Consider the following 21,253-nt stretch of genomic DNA (forward strand, 5'->3'; position numbering starts at 1 on the left):
TAGAAAATGGAAGGTGAAGAACTGATGTTCACGATGATGACTGTAATTCGGAAGAAACCTGAGATTTCAACCGAAGATTTTCGGCACTTCATGGAATTTGACTACGGACCGACCTATGTCGGGCTTCCCGAGACGAGGGAGTACATCCAGCACTACCTATCGGACGTTATGACCGATGGAGCAGAGCTTCCAATCGACGCGATCGTCCAGATCAGCTTCGATTCTAAGGAAGAGATGATGAAGGCTTTACAGGCCGACAGCTACAAGAAGGCTGCCAAGATGCGCGAAGAGTACATGAGAGAAACCTCGGTAGGTATTCACTCCGCGGTCGTCGAGAAGACGCTGAAGTTGGTCTAGCTGAAAACGATCTTTTACGAGGCCTGGACAAGCGATAGCACAGGCCACAAGGAAGCTGGGAACATATGTATTCTGACACCTGCGACCATGAATGCGGACATTTTACTCTTAGCGTTAGCCCGGGGAATTTCTTCCCCGGGTTTTTGATGTGGCTACATACCATGATTTCGAATGCAAAAGCGTTTAACCATTATAGATGAAGCAAAATTTTACCTTTGGCTTTTCCTTGATCCAGCGATCGATGAGCGGCAGGACTTTCAGACAAATGGAAGGTTTGATAGATCTGCGGTTTGATTAAGCCATCCGCTAAATAATGGAATAATTGCTTGAGTGCTTGATCGTACTGATCATAATTTTGGTCATATTGCGAATAAACGGAGTATACCCTTACCGCAATGCTTTTGGTAATGAATCGGGAATAGATTTCTTCCAATGCTCCTGCGGGCAATCCATTCAGTGTCCCAAAGACGATAATTTGTCCGAAAGTTGCGAGGATCTCGGCATCGCGCATAATCGTCTGACCGGATGTAGCATTGAAGGATACATGAACGCCCTCGCCGTTAGTGATCTCCATTATTCTCTCCACTACATTTTCTGTTTTGTAATTGATGCCGTAATTTGCCCCTTGCTGCTTAATGTATGCCTTCTTTTCGTCAGATCCGACGAGTCCGATAATCCTTACACCCGTAAGCTTTGCTAGTTGGATTAAAGCTGTGCCAACACCTCCAGCGGCGGGATGGACAAGAATGGTTTGTCCGCGTTTTACAGCTCCGATATGATGCAGCATATCGTAGGCCGTAAAATAATTAACCGGAAGGACCGCCGCTTCATCTAAAGGTACCTGGGATGGAACCGGGGTCACATGGGCCGCTTCGCCAACCACATATTCCGTATAACAGCCGACTCCTTGTTTACCGAAGAAAACGACAGGGTCGCCAGGTTTTACATGTTCTACATCGGATCCTGTCGCCTCAACGATCCCGGAACACTCCACGCCAGGGATCATAGGAAACTCCGGCATAACAATAGGAGGCAGGCTGCCGGAACGAATCAAGGAATCGACAAAGTTGACACCTATAAACTTAACGCGAATCAGCACTTCATTGCTTTTGGGCGACGGCAATGGAACGTCTTCGTATGTCAGAACCGAATATGATCCCGTTTGACGAATTTGAATAGCTTTCATGTATTGCTCTCCACTCCCAAGGCATGGGTTGAATTGTGGGATGAGAAAAGGGTGCTGGAGTTCCCTTACGGTCCTGCCGGTTTCCCGGAAAAGAAGGAAGGCAAGGCGGATCTTTACGATTACATGCAGAACTTTCCGAAGCACTTCCAAGTCCAGTTTACGGACCTTAAGTTCCACCTGACGGTTGATCCGGAGCTGGTAATCGCAGAATTCAAGTCGATGGGTAAGCATCGTGAAACTGGCAATCCGTACAATCAAACATATATCAGCGTCGTGGAAACGAAGGATGGTCTCAGACGTTATCGTGATTTCTGGAATCCGTTAGTTGCGATCGAGTCGGTCGGCAATGTGAATGATGCTGTGCGCTTCTCGGAGTAATGGATTTAAGTCGACATCTTTTTTTAATCAAATTAGACCAAATGATCTAATAAAAAATTACAAATTGTCTGGAGGAAAATACAATGGTAAATCAAACACTAACCCAAGAAGCAGTTCGCGAAAGAGCACAAGAAGCATTCCGCAATCATCTGAAACATCTGTCGGGCGGGGATATTAAGGCATGGGTTGAATTGTGGGATGAGAACGGGGTACTGGAGTTCCCTTACGGTCCTGCAGGTTTCCCGGAAATGAAGGAAGGCAAGGCAGATCTCTACGACTACATGCAGAATTTTCCGAAGCACTTCGAAGTCCAGTATTATTGGCGATGTTACCATTGAGGAAGGCAGCAGCATCTGGTTCGGCGCAGTATTGCGGGGAGATGTGGGACCGATCCGAATCGGGAAAAATAACAGTATCCAGGATAACTGCGTCATTCACATGTCAGAATCCGGGACTTTTATCGGTAATAACAATACGATTGGACATGGCGCGATTCTGCATAATTGTACGATTGGAAATGATAATGTTATCGGTATGAACGCTGTAGTGCTCGACGGGACAACGATTGAGAATGAGAATGTCATTGCAGCAGGCAGTGTCATTACAGGTAATAACAAAATTACAAACCGGCAGCTTGTTGCAGGTTCCCCTGGACAAGTCAAAAAAGAATTATCCGGCGATTCTCTTTGGTGGGTACAAGAAAGTTCAAAACAATATTTGAAACTGGTAGAACGCTACGAAAATCAATATAGATATACAAGCGCCCAAAAATCGTAATGATGCCCAAAGCCGCCCTATGCCAAGATTTAGAGGTAAGCCGATGAAACGTATCCTATTCACGATCATAGCGATGGCGGTTAATACGAATCTGTCAGTACCTTTTTTCCCGCTCTATGAAAATGCTTTTCATCTTAACAACGTTATCGTTACAGGCTTGTTCGTTATATATTCCATTTGCCTGCTGCCGGTATTGTTAATCGCAGGTCCTTTGGCGGATGTATGGGGCAATAAAAAAGTAGTGTTCATCGGCTTAGGATTGGCAATTCTTTCGACGATATTTTTCGCTGAAGCCACAAATATCTCGTTACTGTATCTTGCACGGGCCTCGGCTGGAATGGCGTCTGGAGCCTTCATGGGAACAGGGACAGCTCTTTTGCTTCGACATTCGTCACAGAACCAAACGGCGCATGTATTGACGCTGTTTAGTATTGTTACCATGCTCGGGTTTGGGTTGGGACCGGCGATTAGCGGCATAATCATCCAGTACAGCCCGCTGTCACCTGTGAAAATTCCTTACCAAATCATGTTTATCGTTCTGAGCATCAGCATGCTTCTCCTGGCCAGTATCCGTGAAAGGAGGGAATCGACAGGGGATCGACGACGATTTCAGATCAGTATGGGAGTACCATCCTCCCATCGAACATTGTTCTGGGCATTCGCAGCTCCCTCCGTATTTACGGCATTTGCGCTTAATGGGACTGTACTTGCTTTGATGCCAACTTATGTTCGGACTGTAATGCACTCAACCAATCTTGCTGTCTCGGGTATGCTCTTATTCATTCTCCTATCGGGAGGAGCGCTTGCCCAGCTAATTCCCTTGCCTGGTGATATGATTCGTCGTATTCAAGCGGGAGTATTATTACTGCTTGTAGGGACATGGTGCATGTTAATGGCCGGAACGATGATAAATATTGAGTTGTTGTGGCTGGGGATGGGAGTACAGGCTGTCGGGTGCGGGTGGACGTTTCAAGGCAGCATGAAACTGACCGGGAGTATGGCACCCGTTTCCGAAAGAGCCCGCCTTCTGTCAATCTTTTATATTGCGGCGTATTCAGGCATGATTTTGCCTACATTAGGTGTTGGGATATTATCGTTTTATTGGGGGCTTATGCCGGCCTTGCTTACGTTCGGGGCGATTGTTACTTCAATCGGGATCGTTATTGTGCTGAATTCAATCCGTTTACGAATGGTTACTCAAGCGATGTAAAGATAGAAATGGTAAAAATCAAGGATCATTAGGCGGTTTGACGCAGCCTGATGATCCTTGTTCTTTCATTGGAATGATAACAACATATGGATCTATGGATTGACCACTTCCTCTGGCGGTTCAATGAGCATCCATTACTGCCTTAACTCGTTGACAGCATTCGCTAAAATTTCGTAGGACCGCAAACGGGCTTGATGATCGTAAATATGGGATGTTACGATGAATTCGTCCGCCTTCGTTTCTTCAAACAGAACGGGCAGCTTCTTAAGAATCGTGGTACGATCTCCGATAATGCCGAAATCCATTTGTTTACGAATTCGCGTTTTTTCTTGCTCATTCCACAAGGCATCCATGTTTTCAACCGGAGGATTGTATTCGCTGGTACGGCCGCGAATCAGATTCAACACTTGCTGCTCATCTGTAGTAGCCAGCCAGCTTGCTTCTTCGGCCGAATCAGCCGCAATGACATTTAAGCCTATCATAACATAGGGCTTATCCAACATTCGCGAGGGAGTGAAGGCGCTGCGGTATAAATCCAAGGCCTGGAGCAAATAATCGGGTGCGAAATGGCTGGCGAATGAGAAAGGCAGTCCGAGACGACCCGCCAATTGTGCGCTGAACCCGCTGGAGCCCAGCAGCCAGATGGGAATATCCATTCCTTCTCCGGGAATAGCCCGTACTCCCGGTTCAATAGGTTCGTCTTCGGGATGGAAGTAAGAGCGCAGTTCGCGCAGAAGGTCCGGGAAATCATCCCCGTTGCTGCCCAGCGTCCTCCTGAGAGCGCGGGTGGTACGCATGTCGGAGCCTGAAGCTCTGCCTAATCCTAGATCTATCCGGCCCGGATACAGAGATTCCAGTGTTCCGAACTGTTCGGCGATGACGAGCGGGGCATGATTGGGCAGCATGATGCCGCCTGAGCCGACCCGGATTTTCTTAGTTCCAGACGCAATATGTCCGATCAAGATCGATGTTGCCGAGCTCCCGATTCCTGGCATATTATGGTGCTCAGCGAGCCAATATCGGTGATAACCGAGCTTTTCGGCGTGTTGCGCGAGCTCCAGCGTACGTCGGAAAGAATCTTTGGGTGTGCTGCCCGACAAGATCGGGGCGAGATCCAAAACAGAGATTTTTGAATTGAATTCGTACATGTAACATCTACCTCCACTTTAATTTTGATGATTTCCAAGGATTCGTATCTAAAAACGGATGACAAGAATGATTTTGGCGGCTGCATACACATTGGTTATTCAAATCATTAGAGGCCACCAACTTTCCAGATCAAATGGTCAAATATTTGGAAAAATATAATGAAGCATCTATAAAGCTTCATTATCCATCCAGCATGTATTTCTCATTCGCATAATGTTTCATTGTCGAGATACAAAGAGCTCTTTGTATCGAACTCCTTGCTCCTCCCTAAAGGTTAGCACCTCCTTTCTTAGTGTTATCTTAAACTTTAATAGACTGTTTAGTCAAGAATAAAATTATTGCTTTTTTACACGCGTGGGCAACAGAGCATTAACATGAGCGCATTTCCAATAGAAGGGAAGGGTGCAGTTATTTTTTTGATGTTCAATGATTTAATTTTTTTCTTGACTAAATAGTCTGAAAAGGATAAGATAGGTATCAGAAAGGAGGTGCTCAATATATGGGCAGAAGCATTCGTTAACCCAGGCTGCTAAATTAACCTCGGCCCTGGGGGTTTTGGACGATATTGCAACTGTCATTCTCTCTGCGCTTGACCATTAGTGGAGCGGTATTGGACGCTTCATTATATTTTATACTTATTAGATCGTTTGATCTAGAAAACGTCGTTCCAACTCCGGTTTTCGGTTGCAGAGTCACTATTTTAATCTAGATTGACTATTCATGAATATTTCGGACTTATTAGTCTAAAAAAGAAAGGGAGTAATTGATATGGTAAATAACAGTAAAATTCTAGTGACAGGCGGAAGAGGCAAAACAGGAAGCCGTATAGCTAAGCGGCTTACAGATCTGGGCTATGCCGTTCGTACGGCCGATCGCGGTACTTCCGCTCCAGGAAGCACAAATGAGCATGTTACCTTTGATTGGTACGATGAAACAACATATGAACCTGCTATAAAAAACGTGGATAGCATCTATTTGGTGGGTCCCCTTGCAGTTATGGATCCATCCAAGATGATGGTGCCGTTTCTGGAGAGGGCTGTAGAGGCCGGCGTTCGCCGAGTGGTTTTGCTCAGCAGCGCTTCCGTGCCCGAAGGTGGACCTGTGTTCGGCAAGGTGCATCAGGTAATAGGTCAACTTGTCCCGGAGTGGGCGGTACTGCGTCCGTCTTATTTTATGCAAAATTTCACTGAGGGTCACCACGGAGCCCAAATCAACAGTGACGGGGTGATGATTACGGCTACAGGATCGGGCCGGGTCGGATTCGTTGATGCCGACGATATTGCCGAGGTGGGCGTAAGAGCGCTGATTGATGAGCAGCCTCACAATACAGATCATATCATCACAGGTCCTGATTCGTTTAGTTATGCGGAGGCTGGAGAAATCATCGGCGCTGCTGCAGGACGAACCATCCAACATGTAAATATTAGCACGGAAGAGCTGGCGGCCGGGATGATGAAGTTCGGGATGGCCGAAGACTATGCTCATTTTCTCGCAGGGCTGGATGAAGCGATCAGGCTTCACGGTACTGAAGACCAGGTTACGGATACAGTTCAGCGTGTGACCGGACGACCGCCTAAATCTCTAAAAGACTTTGCCATCGCGCACGCCTCACATTGGAAACAGAATTGAAAGCGGCTGAAGCTATGAACTCATTATTTAACTTGAGCGGAAAAACCGCTATTGTGACAGGCGCAGGCAGAGGTATCGGAAAAAGTATTGCTTTGGGATTAGCCGAATCGGGTGCAAATGTGGTTCTATCCAGTCGTACGCAGTCCGAATTAGAGGAGGTGGCGAATGAGATTCGCAAGATAGGAACGGAATCATTGGTGATCCCTTGCGATGTAACGAAGCCCGAGGATATCCAACAAGTAGTAGATGAGACGAAAAATCGTTTCGGATCTATTGATATTCTGATTAACAATGCGGGAATGACGATTAAAACGCCAGCGGAAGAATACGAATTGGACAACTGGAACCGAATTGTTGCGGTTAATCTCACCGGTGTTTTCTTATTCGCACAGTATGCGGGCAGGGAAATGATCAAGCAGAACCGTGGACGAATCATTAATATTTCATCAGTGGGGTCCACAACTGCGCTCACAGGCTCTGTCGCCTACTGCGCCAGCAAAGGGGGAGTTAATATGCTGACAAAGGTTCTGGCGGTAGAGTGGGCAAAGTATGGGGTCAATGTGAACGGGATTGCGCCTTCTTATATTGAAACCCCGCTTGTAAAAACCGTCTCGGATGCAAAAGAAGATTTTGCCGGAAAAGTGACGGAACGAACTCCCCTTGGCAGAATGGGCCATCCCAATGAGCTGGCGGGTGCCGCGGTATTTCTTGCATCCGATGCAGCTTCTTATATTACAGGCGAGACCATTTTTGTAGATGGAGGCTGGACGGCTCTCGGCTTGTAAGTACTTAAAAATAAAAATACGGAGGTTAAAAAATGACACAACGAGCAGTTTCACAAGGATGGATTCTGGATATCGCACTTTCACAAGGGGGATTTGACGCCCTGCATCCCGAAGCGAAGGCAACGTTAGAAGAATGCGGCCACAATCACAGAGACTTTGACAGAGTATTTGAATTGGTTAAAAGCGGCGTCATGATCCCGAAAGCATGGTCGACCGTTGCGGCCCAGGCAGAAGAACGCGCAAAGCACTATGAAAGCGAGGGTTTCCCGGCAACCGCCAAAGATTTGTATCAGCGTGCTGCGGTGATGTGGGGCAGAGCGCAATATTCATTTTTTAACGATGATCCCAGAAAAGCCGTATTTCGCGAGCGCTGTAATGAGTCCGTCGCAGCGATTTCGCGCCTGAGCAATCAAACGATCCAGAGGGTTGAGCTGGATTTTGAAGGCAAAAAAATATTCGGTCTGCTGTTTCTCCCTGAAGGAAACGTATCGAACGCTCCTGCTGTCATTCTTGGTCCGGGCATGGACATGATCAAAGAGGATTATATCCAGATTGCCCAACGCTACTATACGTCCCGGGGCATGATTGCTCTGTCGATTGAAGGGCCTGGTCAGGGAGAATCCGGATCATCCGGACTCAAAGTCACCTTAACCAACTACCAGCGCGCCATCAGCCGGTATATTGACTTTCTTGAGGAGCTACCACAGGTTGACAAGAATCGGATAGGTCTGTTTGGAGTCAGTATGGGCGCGATCTGGGGATTACGGGGAGCTGCCCACGACAACCGTCTGAAATCATTAGCCACATTCATGGCAGGCCCCGGTGAACTGGAGAAGTCTTTCAGCAAAGCTCAACCGAGCTTCAAGGCCAATATGATGTATATGTCCGGATATACCGATGAAGAGAAGTTTGATAAGGAAATGGCGGCGAATTACAGCATTTGGCATCTGGTTCCGAACATCACTTGCCCGGTACTGATCGGCAACGGTGAATTTGATGAGCTTATCCCGGTTGAAGATGCGATTGCGCTATACGAGCTCATCAAGGCTCCCAAGGAGCTGCGGATCTATGAGAATGAATTCCATCCCCTTGGCGGTGTTGCAGCGGAGATCTTCCGTTACGGCTCGGAATGGACGCAGCGGGCGCTGAATGGCGATTTCGCTCAAAGACCCGATAAACGCTATTATGTGCATACGGATGGACGTGTCATCGAAGGATCGGCAAATCCGGCATGGTGGCTTGGCGCCCAACCTCCCGAGATCCTTGCGCGGAAACAATCGCCAGAGTCGTAAGCCGGGGCATTCCGGTTGCAGATTCAATATTTCAATGATAAGGAGTGGTAAATATGACGTTCAATCCGGCAGATTATGAAAAGGTGCAGGAAGCTTCACGGGAGATCTTCCATAAGTTTTGCAAATCTTTTTTGGAAAAAGACATGAATCAATTTATTGAGCTGTTTGATGACAATGCGCTGTTCGAGTTTCCTTACGCTCCTAAAGGCTTTACTCAAAAACTTGAAGGCAAGGCTGCCATTTATGAGTATGTTAAAGACTTCCCTCAAAGGTTTGATATCACACGGTTCAGTGAACCAACCTTTCACTTCGCGATGAACCCCAATATCATGATAGTCGAATTCGAAATTGAGGAAGCGCAAGTCCTGACCACCGGCAAGCCTTATCTTCAGAAATATATCTCGGTGATCGAAACGAGAGACAATAAAATCGTACACTACAAAGATTATTGGAATCCGGTAGTAGCGCTTGTAGCGCTTTTGGATGCAGAAACATTGCAGAAAGTATTAAACGAGCAGTAAGGAGTTGAAATGGTGGAGGTGGGGATTAGAGTTGATCGATTATGATTCTATCCCCACTGATAGACATTTTTCTTACGAAGAGACGTCGGCCTGCGGGAAGCAGGAAAGCGCCGGCGCGGAGATTCAGGATTAGCAGCCTGTTCCAATCTTCGCGCCGCAGAGCAGATACAGAGGTGAGTCGTTCCGACGGAGTTGCGGCTATGTACCCAACCGGCTGCCGGGTGCTCCGGAGAATAACAGCCTTGAATGTAAAATTTTCCTTTCGGCATACATCCACCGTATTACTTCTGATATGTCAATGATCTTATATTCGGATTTTTGTTTCTGAAAGTTAATTTTTATATTCTTAATTTCATTTATTCGGTGAAGAACTCCTTCTATGGAAACACTTCCCTTTACTCACCTCAAATGAAGGATGGGATACTGCGATTACCGGCGGGATTCTTGATAAGGAGAAACGGACGATTTTCGACTCTGCGCTCAGCTAAAGACGGTAGAGCAAGGGAGCAGCAACGATTATGTGGTGTGCGGTTAGTCCTGATCTGGAAGGCTTAAGCGGCGTGAAGCCTATGCGGCCGACCTGGAAGCAGCCCGGTGCCTCCGGGAGTTAAGGGATTATATTACTTATTTTACCTATTTTCGGAATAAACATGGATTGTCTCGGCTGCTGCCAACACCGCAAGCATCCTAAGGTTTTATGGTGTTTGCGGCGTTGACTTTGGCCGAATGGGACAGCTTGCGAGAAACGGAGCAAAAATGAGAAAATCATCGGCCGCTTAAGAGAGAAGCCAAAGAATCCGCTTTTATTCATGAAGAGGAGGCATTCTTTGGCTCCTTTTGCCATCTGGAACGTTTTACATTAGACTGCCACAGGCGTAAGATTCAAATCAACAACTGAATATATTGTAACTGTTCTCAAATGGCTGAATTCCGACAATGGGAACGGGGGAACCAATGGTGAATGCGGCTTTCGATCTGATGCTGCCGCTCACTTGGGGTGAATCCTTGCTGCGTGCTGTAAAGCCGCTCTGGCAAGGTAGGGCAATCTCGCTGCCCGAATCCGTCAGCTAACCCCGTAAGCCTCGTAGAGAGAGGATGAGCGCCATGATCAATTAACCGACCACGGAGAGCCCTGCCGCTTCTGTGGTCTTTTTGCTGGGCATTTAGGAAGGGAAGGCGATCTGTATGAGGAATGAAAAATCTTATAACAACGAAAGTTAGAGTGCTTAGGCACTATCTGAACTGCTTGAAAGGGGGGGATTGCTATCGTTACTGTATTTATTGTGTGCTTCTGGGTAGGGTTACTGCTTCTCCTCAGCGGCGGATTTCATGGGCATGGCCTGGCGGGTCATCTGCATGTAGGAGGCAGCGATGCTGGAGGTCCGGGCTTTGTACCCATACTCCCGCTGATGGTGTTTGTCACGGTTTGGGGCGGAACTGGTTATGTGCTAACCCGGTTCAGCGGAATGAAAATACTTGCAGTGGTGCTGATCTGCACCGTGGTTGCCTTGCTGCTGGGCTGTCTGATGTATGCGGTGCTGGACCGGGTGATGACTCGGTATGACAACAGCATGAATGAAATGGATTATGATCCAACAGGGCAACTAGGGTACATCAGTATTTCTGCAGTGGATGGAGCGGTTGGGGAGATGAAATATGTACTGCACGGAACGATGCGCTCCATTGGAGTGCGGGCAGAAACCGGCCAGCAGCTCGCCAAGGGCGACAGGGTGATTATTTTGAAGGTGAAAAAAGGAATGGCGTCAGTAACCCTCTTCGAGAGGGAAATCGAACAATTATAAATAACGGGGAGTGTCGAACCGAATGGTTATTCTTTATTTGATCGCGGCAATTGTTGTTGTTATCCTGCTGGCTTTGTACACTATCGTGAACTCTTATAAAAAGGTTCCACCCAATCAGGCGATGATTGTGTACGGCCTCGGCGGAAAAAGAGTGGTGCAGGGCGGCGGGACGTTCGTCATCCCCGGCTTCCAAAACAATAAGACCATCTCCATGATGCTGATGAGCTTTGATGTCATTCCGGCGCAGGCGATGTTCTCCCGGCAAGGCATCAAGCTCAACTTGGAGGCGGTGGCCCAGATTAAGATCAAAAGTGATCCTACCGCTATTCTGACTGCCAGCGAGCAGTTTATCGACCGGCCGGAAGAAGACCGCGAGACGATTATCCTGCATTCGGTGGAAGGCCATTTGCGCGGCTTAATCGGGCAGTTGTCGGTGGAATCCATACTAAAGACACCCGACGAAATCAACAGCAAGATGCGGGAGACCTGCTCGGAAGACCTCGACAAGATGGGGCTTGAGGTGGTTAGCTTCACCATTAAGAAAATTACCGACGACAAAGGGTATATCGACAATATGGGGGTTCCGGAGATTGAGCGCATCCGCCGCGATGCCAGCATTGCCAAGGCGGAAGCGGAACGCGACATTCTGATCAAGCAGGCCGAGGCGGAGAAAGAATCCTCCATTGCCAAAGCCAATGCGCATCAGGCAACCATTGAAGCGGAAACCGCCGCTCGCGCCAAGGAATCCTTGTTCGAGAAGGAACTGAACATTAAGCAGGCGGACTTTAAGCTGGAGACGGAAGTGAAGAAAGCGCAAGCGGATCTTGCGTACGAATTGCAGCAGAACAAAATTAAGCAGTCGCTGGTTACCGAACAGGTCAAGATCACGCAGATGGAAGCGGAAGCCAACCGGACCGTCCGGGAAATCGAAGTTGAGCTGAGACAGAAGGAGCTGGAGGCAACGGTGATCAAGCCTGCCCAAGCGGAGAACCAGGCTACGATTATGAGAGCGGAAGCAGCCAAGCAGCGGCAAATTCTTGAGGCTGAAGCAGAGGCAGCCACGACGACCAAGCGCGGGCTAGCAACGGCGGAAGCAGAGCTGGCGAAGGGGAAAGTGAGCGCGGAAATTGTTCAACTGGCTGGAGCGGCGGAAGCGGGAGCACTGGAGAAGAAAGCCGAAGCGTACAAACAGTTCACGCAAGCTGCGCTTACAGTGGAATTCTTGAAAGTTCTGCCAGAGCTGGCTGAGAAAGTCGCTGCCCCGCTGGCCAATGTCGATAAAATTACAGTGATTTCCCAGGATGGAGTTTCATCCGGTGTGAACAAAATTACCGGCGATATCGCCAAAATCATGGCCCAGGTTCCCGAATTGACCCAGACGCTTACCGGTATGAACGTGACAGAGGCGCTCAGCGGGCTGCTCGGCCGGGATAAAGAGCAGTAATTCTATAGCTTCGTAAACCAGCCCCGTACAGTGTCAAAAGCTTTCCGCGCTGTGCGAGACTGGTATTATCGTAGACGGCGTGCTTCAGGCGGGATCCACTACTATAACGTCGTACACCCATGGGCAGAGCGAATCGAACGGCCGTCAGGCGCAGGTTGCGGGAATATCCAACATAGATTCAGATATTTTTGTTTTACCGTCTGGAAATTTTTCTTTAGGAATTTTTTTCGTATCCCATTTTCTATATTCAAGTTCTCAATCATTCTTGTCCGGGTATTTCAAGTATATGTGAATAAAGCTTTGGTACGAGTGATACGCAAAGGTGATAAAGAACAATATGTGTACTTTAGCAAACAAGCTCTAATGGATCTGGAAAGTTACCTGCAGATCAGAGAATCAAGATATGCACCAGAAAAACACGAGAACTATTTATTCATTGCAGCTCCTGTTGGCCGTAAAGGAAAAAGCCGGCGTTTGACTGGGCGATCGATTAAAAAGCTGATTGAAAAATACGCAACGGCCATTGGGAAACCCTCACTGACAGTACATTCGCTTAGACACTCATTTGCAACGCGATATCATTTAGAAAATAAGATGTACCAAGATTGAAGAGTCAATTAGGGCATTCATCCATACAGACAACAATGATATACACACATTTACACATTTAACAGATGAAGAGATGCGTAATGCTGTAAATAACATGGATCGATAAACCCGCGGTGTTACGCGGTTTCTCTTGGATATATTCACAAAACCCGTATTTTGTACATATGTATAGTCACTAATAATTATGGTTTTTCATTCGATTCGACGTGCCGCCGCCGATTCGTAAATAATTAAATCTCTTGCTATAAGCCTTAGTGATTCGATTCTATTGCGTACACTTCCGCCCGGGTGTCGTTGATATTCTTCCGGCTCTGAAAACTCTAGCTGGCTGCGGTTTCTCGCAATCGGACTCGATGTGAATCATAGTGTCGCCACACTATAAGAATTTATACATCCGGCCAAGAATTCGGCGTACTGCTTTCATTACCATTCGACTCAGCTTCAGGTGCCGACCAACATACTCTTCTCCAAAGGTAAGGACCAGCGAGGTTAACATTTCCTCGCCCGAATATAATGATCGCGGCGGTGACCATGTGTAACCCGTGCACGAGTCCCGGGTCCCCAAAAATAAAAAAATGTTCCAGTCGAGGTTATTTTGAAGCTAATCCTAGTAAAAATCCATATATTAAGCTACAGATGACATATTTAAATAATTGATTGCTGAATATTCTTCTCTGTCTTTTCCATCGCCTTACACATCTGATGGAATGCCTAGAACTATTTATTCCTGCGCTCGCTTTCAGCGGTAATCAAGTATTGCATTTCATGTGGAAATCAGCTTATAAGCTTATAAATGGAAATCAGCTTATAAATCACCCTCTTCTAATTTCATAGTCTGTACAACTACTAACGATCTTTCACCTCTGTTTAACAGAGACTATGATGAAGTTACGTCTAAGAGTTCAAATTACACTTGATTAATGCAGCCTATTAATCAGTATGTTTTATAATTAATTTTCTTAAATTATCCTCAATTTCATCAAGTAGTTTTAATGCAGAGCCATCTATTCCTAATTTTAAAATGATGTCTAAATCTTTAATTTCACCAAAATTAATTTTATAAACCTCTTCAGTTCCGTCTTGTACTAACTCAAACTGCCTCGATATATAATCCATTTGTTCCTCAGAAAACTCACAAGGTACTAAGTCAAAACCGCATCCTAAATCCAAACTTTCGAATAAGATCCAAACAAATGGCATGCTAGCCATACCACCTGAATTTTCTCCTTGTTTATTAATATCGAGACGGAAATCTAATTGTTTTAAAATATATGAAGCGGTATCTAGGGGTGTTTCTTTTTTTATTTCTTGAAAGTAATTTTGAATTGTTGGAACTACATAATAATCTAGATAGTCATGTGGGTCTAATTCCAGGAAAAGTTTAAGAAACAGCTTCTCCCACTCAGTGTTTTCAAAGTAATAGAGTCCAATATCTGCTAGATACGTACTGTCTTCTACTTGAAACTCTTTTTTATTTCTAACACGTAGCTTTTGCCATTGGTCCATCATATCAATAGAATTATAGAAGTCTCTCTTCTCATCGCTATTCATACCTGCAATTACCATACCGTAAGGCATCATAACAAGTAAAATATTAACCAGTTCACACCATTTACCCTGCTCTACAAACAATCCATTTTCAATCATCAATTCTAAATATTGTTCATCGTATTCAAAATTCAAAGTGTAGGCTTCAGTTAAGATTATTTCATCTTTAGTCAATTTAGCATTCTCTCGGTACATGACTTCATCACAAAAATTTATAAGAAAACTTATAAGTTTTTTCTGATTAATATTCGTTTTTGATGCAAGGATAGCCAGTAAATTGTGAAATAAATAGCATTGGATGTTTAAAGATTTGTTTAGTTTCAAGTAGATTTTTTTCCAAAAAAAGAAATGATTCTTCATCCATCAAAAACTCACGAATGTACCAATATTCATCAGTCTCTTGTATCTCTAACAGTTCATACTTTAATCCTTCATCCAGGTTGCTAGCAAGTATAAAGTCCTGCAAGTCCTCTTCCCAAAAGTACGATACTTCTCCTAATATTTCTTTTGTATAAGTACCCACTACTTCTTCATAAGCTATTTTCTCTGCCCTCCATTCTTCTTCTTCATAATCTTCTTCCTGTTCTTCATTAAATTCCTCTTCTGTTTCATCTAAAATGCTCATATAACTTTCTACAATCGTTTTAAATTCAGTTGTATACGGAAGCTCATATGCATTAAACCTTTCTGAAATTTGTTCGAGCAGAAATTCACAATATTTAACATTATTTAATTCTACATATACTGATAACATATGTTCAAAATATCCTTCAATATATTCTTGAATGTATTGTCTATTATCGTGCAAAAACATTGAATACTCATTGGGAAAAACCTTTTTAAACTTATGAACATCTAAATCTCTGTATTCAAAGCAGATTCTCTCGAAATAAGTATTAATAATCTCCATACCATTTAGATTAAAGCCATATTCCAAACATCTTTCAATTACTAGACCATAAACCAGATCTAGATCATACTCGTCAATATTCACATCTGTATCTCGTATTTGTTCATTGAAACTTTCAACATAGTCAATGAAAAACTTATAAAAGTCTGGCTTCATTTCTGTTTTATAACAGCATAAAATACTATAAAAGCGGGCTAACTGAGTAGCCTCCTCTAAATGATCATCATAATAATCAAATTCGTTGTATTCTAAGTAGTCCCGATAATCATTCGATATCAAAGGCATTGATTCAAATTTATCAATACACTTTCTCATTAATGCTGAGTAACGGATTTCTGAATCCTTCGTATAATGATTTAATAAATATGTTAATTGTCCATAATAACAACTTCCATGCAATAATATATCGAAATAATGCTCTATGTTATTACGCAGGTAATTAATGATATAATCCTGTACAGATGGATTTTGAAATTTAACTATAATTGTATACTCATCATCAATGACCACTGATTTAATAACTGTTTTCTCGAGTTCCTCAACTGCTTCTGCAAAGTTCTTTTTATCAATAACTCCTTGCATTTGTTGCAGACAGCTATAATATGTCTTCTTTATATGGTCGATTAGTGAAGGTGCTGAGGATATTAACAATATAACTGAAAGCAATTGCGCTTCTGAAGAAAGATTACTAAAGATTGCATTCCAAAAATTCTCTGGTTGTTCAATATAATCCCAAAAGTGCTCTACACATTCCTTGGGGTGCATGTTTAACTCGACATTTTGCAGAAACATTTCAATTACCCGGGGATTGTAGTCCGCATGTCTTACAATTTCTTTGTGTTCACGGAATAATGCCTGCGTTTGCTGCCAATTTAATTTAGATTGCTGTAGATGGCCAAAAAATATTCTAGCTTTTTCTACCTCACTGTATTTCTCTAATCTGCATTCTAATTTATACTTTCCAATTACCTCTTTTAACTCTGCATGCTTCTCCAAACCCTGCTTTAATATGTACTCCCTAGTTGTTAGTATCAGAATGCAGTTCTTCTCTATTTTAATTCTTTCTATAATTTTTGCGAGGCGTTGCTCATCCCTGCCAGCTATTGAACTTTCCTGAAATGTACTGCCCCAGAAATCATCGAATACTATTACCTTTTTCCCAGGATTCCTTTGTGCTATATAAATATCATCTACTGACTTAACCCAGAAAAACTCCTCATATCCTTTTTGCTGGACAAAAAACCTGCCTAATTGATAGGCTATAGAAGTTTTCCCCATTCCGGGTTCACCCGATACAATCACTACCCGTTTCTCATTAAGTATTTTCATGGCTCTACCATAGACCTCTGTTTCCACAAATACCACAGACTTTTTCTGTGCTTCTTCAAACTCTCTTAGCGATTCCTGAAGAAGCACGCCATGAACTGTACCATTTAGCATATTTTGCAGTATCGATGTGCTTGGTAACCATAGTTTAGAGTATGTCTTTTCAATGGCTTTAAATTCATCTTGTTCAAGTAAGTTATTGAAATCTTTTTCAGTAATAATATCTGAACTATCTACGATATAAGGAGAAAACAACTCCACTATTTCATCTTTCTGCTTTTTTGACAAATCCATAGAAACCCCTAAAATGTAACGATCAGGGTTAAGTTTATCGACTTTTTCTTTTTCTTCATTTTTTAAGTGTTTATACAGAGAACGGTAATCACACTTCCATCTTTTCGCCTGAAGAATAATAGTATGATTAATATTAAAACAACCTCCATCTACTCCCTGATCCTTACCCTCTTTATATGATTCAAGATAAATCCCATCTCTTTTCTGTACCACATCTCTAACAAAATTCTGAAATTCCATAGGCTCCAATAATCTATGAAAATCGTAATCACTCATTAAAAATCCTCCTGAAATTATTAAAGCCTGACCTCCACAATCCACTATGGCTGTCAGGCTAACAAAACATTTAATCTCCTAGCAAATTTCCTTCAATCAACCGCCCCAACCTCGCCACACCACCACTGCACTCACTCAAATCCACCAAATAAACCTGAACCCTAACCCCATCATTACTTCTGTACTCGATAGGATCTCTTATTTCTGATAACGCTGTTGTCCAGGGATACACGAGTATTACGGTCTCTGCGTTGTATTTCTTATGATAAGCATAGGCTTGATACATATCAGATTGCGAGATACCGTGATCTCCATCCGTCGAAAGCATTTTCCATTTGGTATCCAAAATAACCGAACGCCCATTACGGGCAACTACGATATCCGGTTTGAGCAGGAAGCGCTGCTTAGGTTCGTCATAGAGATGGTGCAACCTGTGCTGCGTCATTAGCAAATACTCGGGGTGAGGCACAATTTTCTTCAAATGTCCGGTAACGTAACTTTCGAACACCTTCTCCATGGGAAATAACAGGGCGTACGCTACTCCTCCTCCGCTGAAAGGGGTAAAGCTGTTTCTGGTTAGAAACACTCTGCACCACTGGAGAATTCTTGTGTATTCGCTCATATGCCGATCATCAGTGACTTTGGCAAAGTCTCGAGTGTAATCTGTAGAGAATTCTACAGATTCAAACGCATCTGATAAGGTATGCAGATCCTTCTGAAGTTTTCTGCTGGAGCAGACCTTTTGCAGCAATCCGATCGTTGATTTTATCAGTCTGTTCTCCGGACGATCTACGCTGAATACATCATATTCAATATAAAATCGCTCTTTGTGCACCGCATTTAACCGAATATGCTCCGAGAATTTAAGTCTACCCTTATAAAAAAACTCGTTGTCCTCATGGTCCACGTAAGCGGATTTCAATCCCCGTTTAACCAAAGTGTAGACTTCTTCAATAAACATCCGGATTAAAATATCCAGAATACTGTATCTCTCCTGATCCAAACTGGAAACATTAAAATGCTTATAAGGCATCCGTAAGAGGGACTTTAGCATCTTCAGGAATATCTGTTTGGTTTCCCCCTCCGAGCTCTCTTCATTCCGTGAATATAATTTTGGTAGAATCTCGATCTCTGTTTCATTATTCATGTTGATCACACCCACATAGTTACGGGCGCTGATGACTTTGCCGATTCCGCGTCTGCTCGTTACCACCATCAGCTCCAACAGATCTGTATCCGACACCTGGCGGTTGGTCAACACAAACTGCTCCAAGCAGTCAAAGACAGGTTCAGGCATAAAATGGAAGTTCGGGAGCTGCACATCCGGATTCTTGGTGAACGAGTCATATTCTTTAATGGTATACTTCTTTTTGTTCCTCATAAGGAGCTACGTTTGTATATTTTGCGGTAGGCTTCAATTTGGGCAAAAGCCCTGTCATTAAGCTCATAGGATACTTCATCATCAAAATCAAAACCGTTCATATTTCCAAACAACTCCGCCATATTCGTCTTTCTGGCCAGGATGAACTGTTCATCCTCAGGTTTGTTGTTGTCACCCAGTACCAGACGGATTTTGTCATAATCTTCGTAAAAGTACTCCTGCAGCAGCGGGATAATCGTATTGCTGAAAATGTAGGCAAGATCGTGCACAGTGGATTTGGATCTTATTGGCATGAAATAGGCATGCCCAATCATATGCTCCCTGTCGTAAAGTACCTCAATACGGCGGTTCATCACTGCAAGCATTGTGGAAAGCTCAATAACTTCATTGTCAACCGATACATTTCCCAGCACTTCCGGGCGAGGCATCATTTCTGAAAAATGAAACCGGCGGCGGAGCGCGGTATCCAATCGGGCAATTGCACGGTCAGCAGTGTTCATTGTTGCAAGAAGGTAGACATTGTTCGGAACACCGAACTCTTCTTGTGAGTAGGGCAGCCGCAGTCGTATCTCTTCTCTTTGTCCAATGCGCTTGGTAGGCTCAATTAACGTAATTAACTCCCCAAGAATTTTAGAGATATTGCCGCGGTTAATTTCATCGATAATAAACACATAATTGTTGGCATTTTCCTTAATAGCTGTGCCTAGAACATTGTTGTTAGCTTTCATCATAACCAGTACATCTGCTAGCGTAATTCTATTCAGCCTATAAACCGAACCTAGTGTCATAACCTTGTTTCCATTGAGAGCGTAAATATCCTCGCGAGTATCTTTAGCAAGCCACTTCACCTTGCGGGACCGTTTGTAATCCTCCATTTCATCGAGCCACTCATATTCACCTGTCACGACTCCAATGGCATCAATAGTTTTTTCGTCGTGAAGAATCAGAACAATATCACCAATTACCATCTCGCTCATGAACCGGGACAGGATAGTTGCGCCTCCATATTCCCTAAAATCTGTTTCATCCGTAATTCGTTCTCCATAAGAGTCCCACCCGATCCGGATTCTGTTGTTGTCAAAGCAATCCCGTTTCACCTCGTTCTCGCCCGAGCCGCCAAGCGAAACCTTCCAAATGACGGGTTCTTTACGGATTCCATACGAATTGCTGTCCGGAATCACGGGTGTTTGCGCTTTTTCACAGAATTGTTTAAATACCCCCGGTTTTATCTCGAAAGCAATTTCATCGCTAATTTGACCCGTCTCGTCACCTTGCTGAATCTTTGGCTTAATCCCTTCAATAAACTCCTCGTAGCCATAAGATTGATGAAATGTTGTGAACTCAATTTGTCCTTTATCTTTATAGGAACGATAGCGTTTCAGTATTACGTCGTAACCACTGATCTTCACTTCATCCAAAATAATATGTAAGGGTTTGTTTTCAATGATTGCGACTGCATATGTAACCGTGTTATAGGTTTTCCCTGTACCAGGAGGGCCATATAGAATGATGTTTTTATCAAGCAGTACAGACGGCAGCCCGTTGGTCACCGCCAAAGCTGAAGTCTTGTCCGCTAAAACTGAATTAAAGGAATCTCCAGCAGCAGCCATATCAGCTCCCTGTTCCTGTTCACGCAAGAAATCCTCATAGTACTCAAGAGCATATTGAAATGCTCTGTTGCCCGCCTTTACATTAATTTCTTCGAAATTCTCTGCTTTTTCCATACGCTGTCTTATCCCATGAAAATAGTCAGCTGAAGTAATCTCGTAAACATTGGTATTTACCGGTTCAATTCCTGAAAGTCTCGCGGGGGCGGTCGATAATGAGGAAGCGTATGAATTTACAGTATTTTCGGAATATAGTTCCCCATTCGATTTTCTTTTCCGCTTTAACCAGTTGGTATATTGTTGTTTCTGCAGCTTGGATAAATCACTCATAAGATTAGCTCCTATACTATAAGATGAGTATAAAATAGAATTGCATTGCTGTTACAAATATTAGGATGAAAGTTCTGTGTGAAAATTATTATAGTCTTTTCAGCTGCATTTAAATACCAATTTTCCATATTTTTTAACGCATTCCCCCGTCCACTTTTTTACTGTATAATTTAATCAAAAGCAAGGAGCACCATCATTACTAACTATCAATCCATTCCATCCCCCGATGAACGCTTGCTCCACTGTCTGCTGGGCATCTGGAAAGTATCTGTGAGTCATACACATCTGTTCCTGACCGAACAAGACTTAGAGCTGTGCCCCTTGTCCTGCAAGGTCTGAAGGAGATCAACCAGTTGCTACCTATACCGATGTTGATATGCAGCCTTGCTGAACAAATAATTAAAACGAATAACAATTTCATTTGAAAACTTAAAGCATTTTG

The 21,253-nt window shown here is 44.0% G+C and carries 18 protein-coding genes and 1 riboswitch; of the genes, 12 read left to right on the forward strand and 6 right to left on the reverse strand.

Annotated features, from left to right (window positions below; translation table 11 throughout):
- The first annotated feature begins 24 nt into the window (after nucleotides 1-24).
- On the forward strand, nucleotides 25-357 hold the full coding sequence (locus PSAB_RS12575; protein WP_025334931.1) for an EthD domain-containing protein: 333 nt from the start codon (nucleotides 25-27) through the stop codon (nucleotides 355-357).
- A gap of 190 nt (nucleotides 358-547) precedes the next feature.
- Here PSAB_RS12575 and PSAB_RS12580 read toward each other — a convergent pair whose 3' ends face one another.
- A complete protein-coding gene (locus tag PSAB_RS12580; RefSeq protein ID WP_025334932.1) occupies nucleotides 548-1,543 on the reverse strand; it encodes a quinone oxidoreductase family protein in 996 nt (331 codons plus the stop codon).
- On the opposite strand from PSAB_RS12580, the gene PSAB_RS12585 reads away from it, so the two are divergent.
- The 4 genes from PSAB_RS12585 (at nucleotide 1,520) to PSAB_RS12600 (ending at nucleotide 3,908) form a co-directional block, all read left to right on the forward strand.
- Nucleotides 1,520-1,921: a nuclear transport factor 2 family protein gene (locus tag PSAB_RS12585; protein WP_038595851.1), complete on the forward strand. Its 402-nt coding sequence runs from the start codon at nucleotides 1,520-1,522 to the stop codon at nucleotides 1,919-1,921. The two genes, PSAB_RS12580 and PSAB_RS12585, sit on opposite strands and share 24 nt — an antisense overlap.
- 83 nt (nucleotides 1,922-2,004) lie before the next feature.
- A complete protein-coding gene (locus tag PSAB_RS12590) occupies nucleotides 2,005-2,259 on the forward strand; it encodes a nuclear transport factor 2 family protein (protein WP_025334934.1) in 255 nt (84 codons plus the stop codon).
- A 100-nt stretch (nucleotides 2,260-2,359) separates the two neighbouring features.
- Nucleotides 2,360-2,698 (forward strand): gamma carbonic anhydrase family protein, encoded by a 339-nt coding sequence (locus tag PSAB_RS12595; RefSeq protein WP_226991706.1) that lies wholly within the window; start codon nucleotides 2,360-2,362, stop codon nucleotides 2,696-2,698.
- A 43-nt stretch (nucleotides 2,699-2,741) separates the two neighbouring features.
- Nucleotides 2,742-3,908: an MFS transporter gene (locus PSAB_RS12600; protein WP_025334936.1), complete on the forward strand. Its 1,167-nt coding sequence runs from the start codon at nucleotides 2,742-2,744 to the stop codon at nucleotides 3,906-3,908.
- A 134-nt stretch (nucleotides 3,909-4,042) separates the two neighbouring features.
- Here PSAB_RS12600 and PSAB_RS12605 read toward each other — a convergent pair whose 3' ends face one another.
- Nucleotides 4,043-5,056 (reverse strand): LLM class flavin-dependent oxidoreductase, encoded by a 1,014-nt coding sequence (locus PSAB_RS12605; protein WP_025334937.1) that lies wholly within the window; start codon nucleotides 5,054-5,056, stop codon nucleotides 4,043-4,045.
- 769 nt (nucleotides 5,057-5,825) lie between these two features.
- Between PSAB_RS12605 and PSAB_RS12610 the strand changes: the two genes are divergently transcribed.
- The 7 genes from PSAB_RS12610 to PSAB_RS25075 all read left to right on the forward strand — a co-directional run bounded on the left by PSAB_RS12610 (nucleotide 5,826) and on the right by PSAB_RS25075 (nucleotide 13,139).
- Complete coding sequence (locus tag PSAB_RS12610; protein WP_025334938.1) at nucleotides 5,826-6,686, forward strand: NmrA family NAD(P)-binding protein; 861 nt, start codon at nucleotides 5,826-5,828, stop codon at nucleotides 6,684-6,686.
- Nucleotides 6,687-6,700: 14 nt separating this feature from the next.
- Entirely contained in the window at nucleotides 6,701-7,471 is a 771-nt protein-coding gene (locus PSAB_RS12615; protein WP_025334939.1) for an SDR family NAD(P)-dependent oxidoreductase, read from the forward strand.
- A gap of 32 nt (nucleotides 7,472-7,503) precedes the next feature.
- On the forward strand, nucleotides 7,504-8,763 hold the full coding sequence (locus PSAB_RS12620) for an alpha/beta hydrolase (protein ID WP_025334940.1): 1,260 nt from the start codon (nucleotides 7,504-7,506) through the stop codon (nucleotides 8,761-8,763).
- A gap of 53 nt (nucleotides 8,764-8,816) precedes the next feature.
- Nucleotides 8,817-9,284, forward strand: a complete 468-nt coding sequence (locus PSAB_RS12625; protein WP_025334941.1) for a nuclear transport factor 2 family protein — start codon at nucleotides 8,817-8,819, stop codon at nucleotides 9,282-9,284.
- Nucleotides 9,285-10,195: 911 nt separating this feature from the next.
- A riboswitch (cyclic di-AMP (ydaO/yuaA leader) is annotated at nucleotides 10,196-10,381 on the forward strand.
- Nucleotides 10,382-10,549: 168 nt separating this feature from the next.
- Nucleotides 10,550-11,086 (forward strand): NfeD family membrane protein, encoded by a 537-nt coding sequence (locus PSAB_RS26635; RefSeq protein WP_476739332.1) that lies wholly within the window; start codon nucleotides 10,550-10,552, stop codon nucleotides 11,084-11,086.
- A gap of 22 nt (nucleotides 11,087-11,108) precedes the next feature.
- Nucleotides 11,109-12,530, forward strand: coding sequence for a flotillin family protein (locus PSAB_RS12635; protein ID WP_038595853.1), 1,422 nt, complete (start codon nucleotides 11,109-11,111; stop codon nucleotides 12,528-12,530).
- Nucleotides 12,531-12,818: 288 nt separating this feature from the next.
- Nucleotides 12,819-13,139: a tyrosine-type recombinase/integrase gene (locus tag PSAB_RS25075; protein WP_226991707.1), complete on the forward strand. Its 321-nt coding sequence runs from the start codon at nucleotides 12,819-12,821 to the stop codon at nucleotides 13,137-13,139.
- Between the two features lie 930 nt (nucleotides 13,140-14,069).
- Here the strand turns inward: PSAB_RS25075 and PSAB_RS12640 are convergent.
- The 4 genes from PSAB_RS12640 to PSAB_RS12655 form a co-directional block, all read right to left on the reverse strand.
- Nucleotides 14,070-14,861, reverse strand: coding sequence for a hypothetical protein (locus PSAB_RS12640; RefSeq protein WP_025334944.1), 792 nt, complete (start codon nucleotides 14,859-14,861; stop codon nucleotides 14,070-14,072).
- Nucleotides 14,862-14,928: 67 nt separating this feature from the next.
- Nucleotides 14,929-17,493 carry an nSTAND3 domain-containing NTPase gene (locus PSAB_RS12645; RefSeq protein WP_025334945.1) on the reverse strand — a complete coding sequence of 855 codons (2,565 nt, stop codon included), beginning with the start codon at nucleotides 17,491-17,493 and terminating at the stop codon, nucleotides 14,929-14,931.
- Nucleotides 17,494-17,563: 70 nt separating this feature from the next.
- Nucleotides 17,564-18,874, reverse strand: a complete 1,311-nt coding sequence (locus PSAB_RS12650; RefSeq protein ID WP_025334946.1) for an McrC family protein — start codon at nucleotides 18,872-18,874, stop codon at nucleotides 17,564-17,566.
- Entirely contained in the window at nucleotides 18,871-20,811 is a 1,941-nt protein-coding gene (locus tag PSAB_RS12655; RefSeq protein WP_025334947.1) for an AAA family ATPase, read from the reverse strand. Before PSAB_RS12655 ends, PSAB_RS12650 begins: the two co-directional genes overlap by 4 nt.
- Nucleotides 20,812-21,253: the final 442 nt, after the last annotated feature.

This window comes from Paenibacillus sabinae T27, assembly GCF_000612505.1.
Classification (GTDB): domain Bacteria; phylum Bacillota; class Bacilli; order Paenibacillales; family Paenibacillaceae; genus Paenibacillus_AQ; species Paenibacillus_AQ sabinae.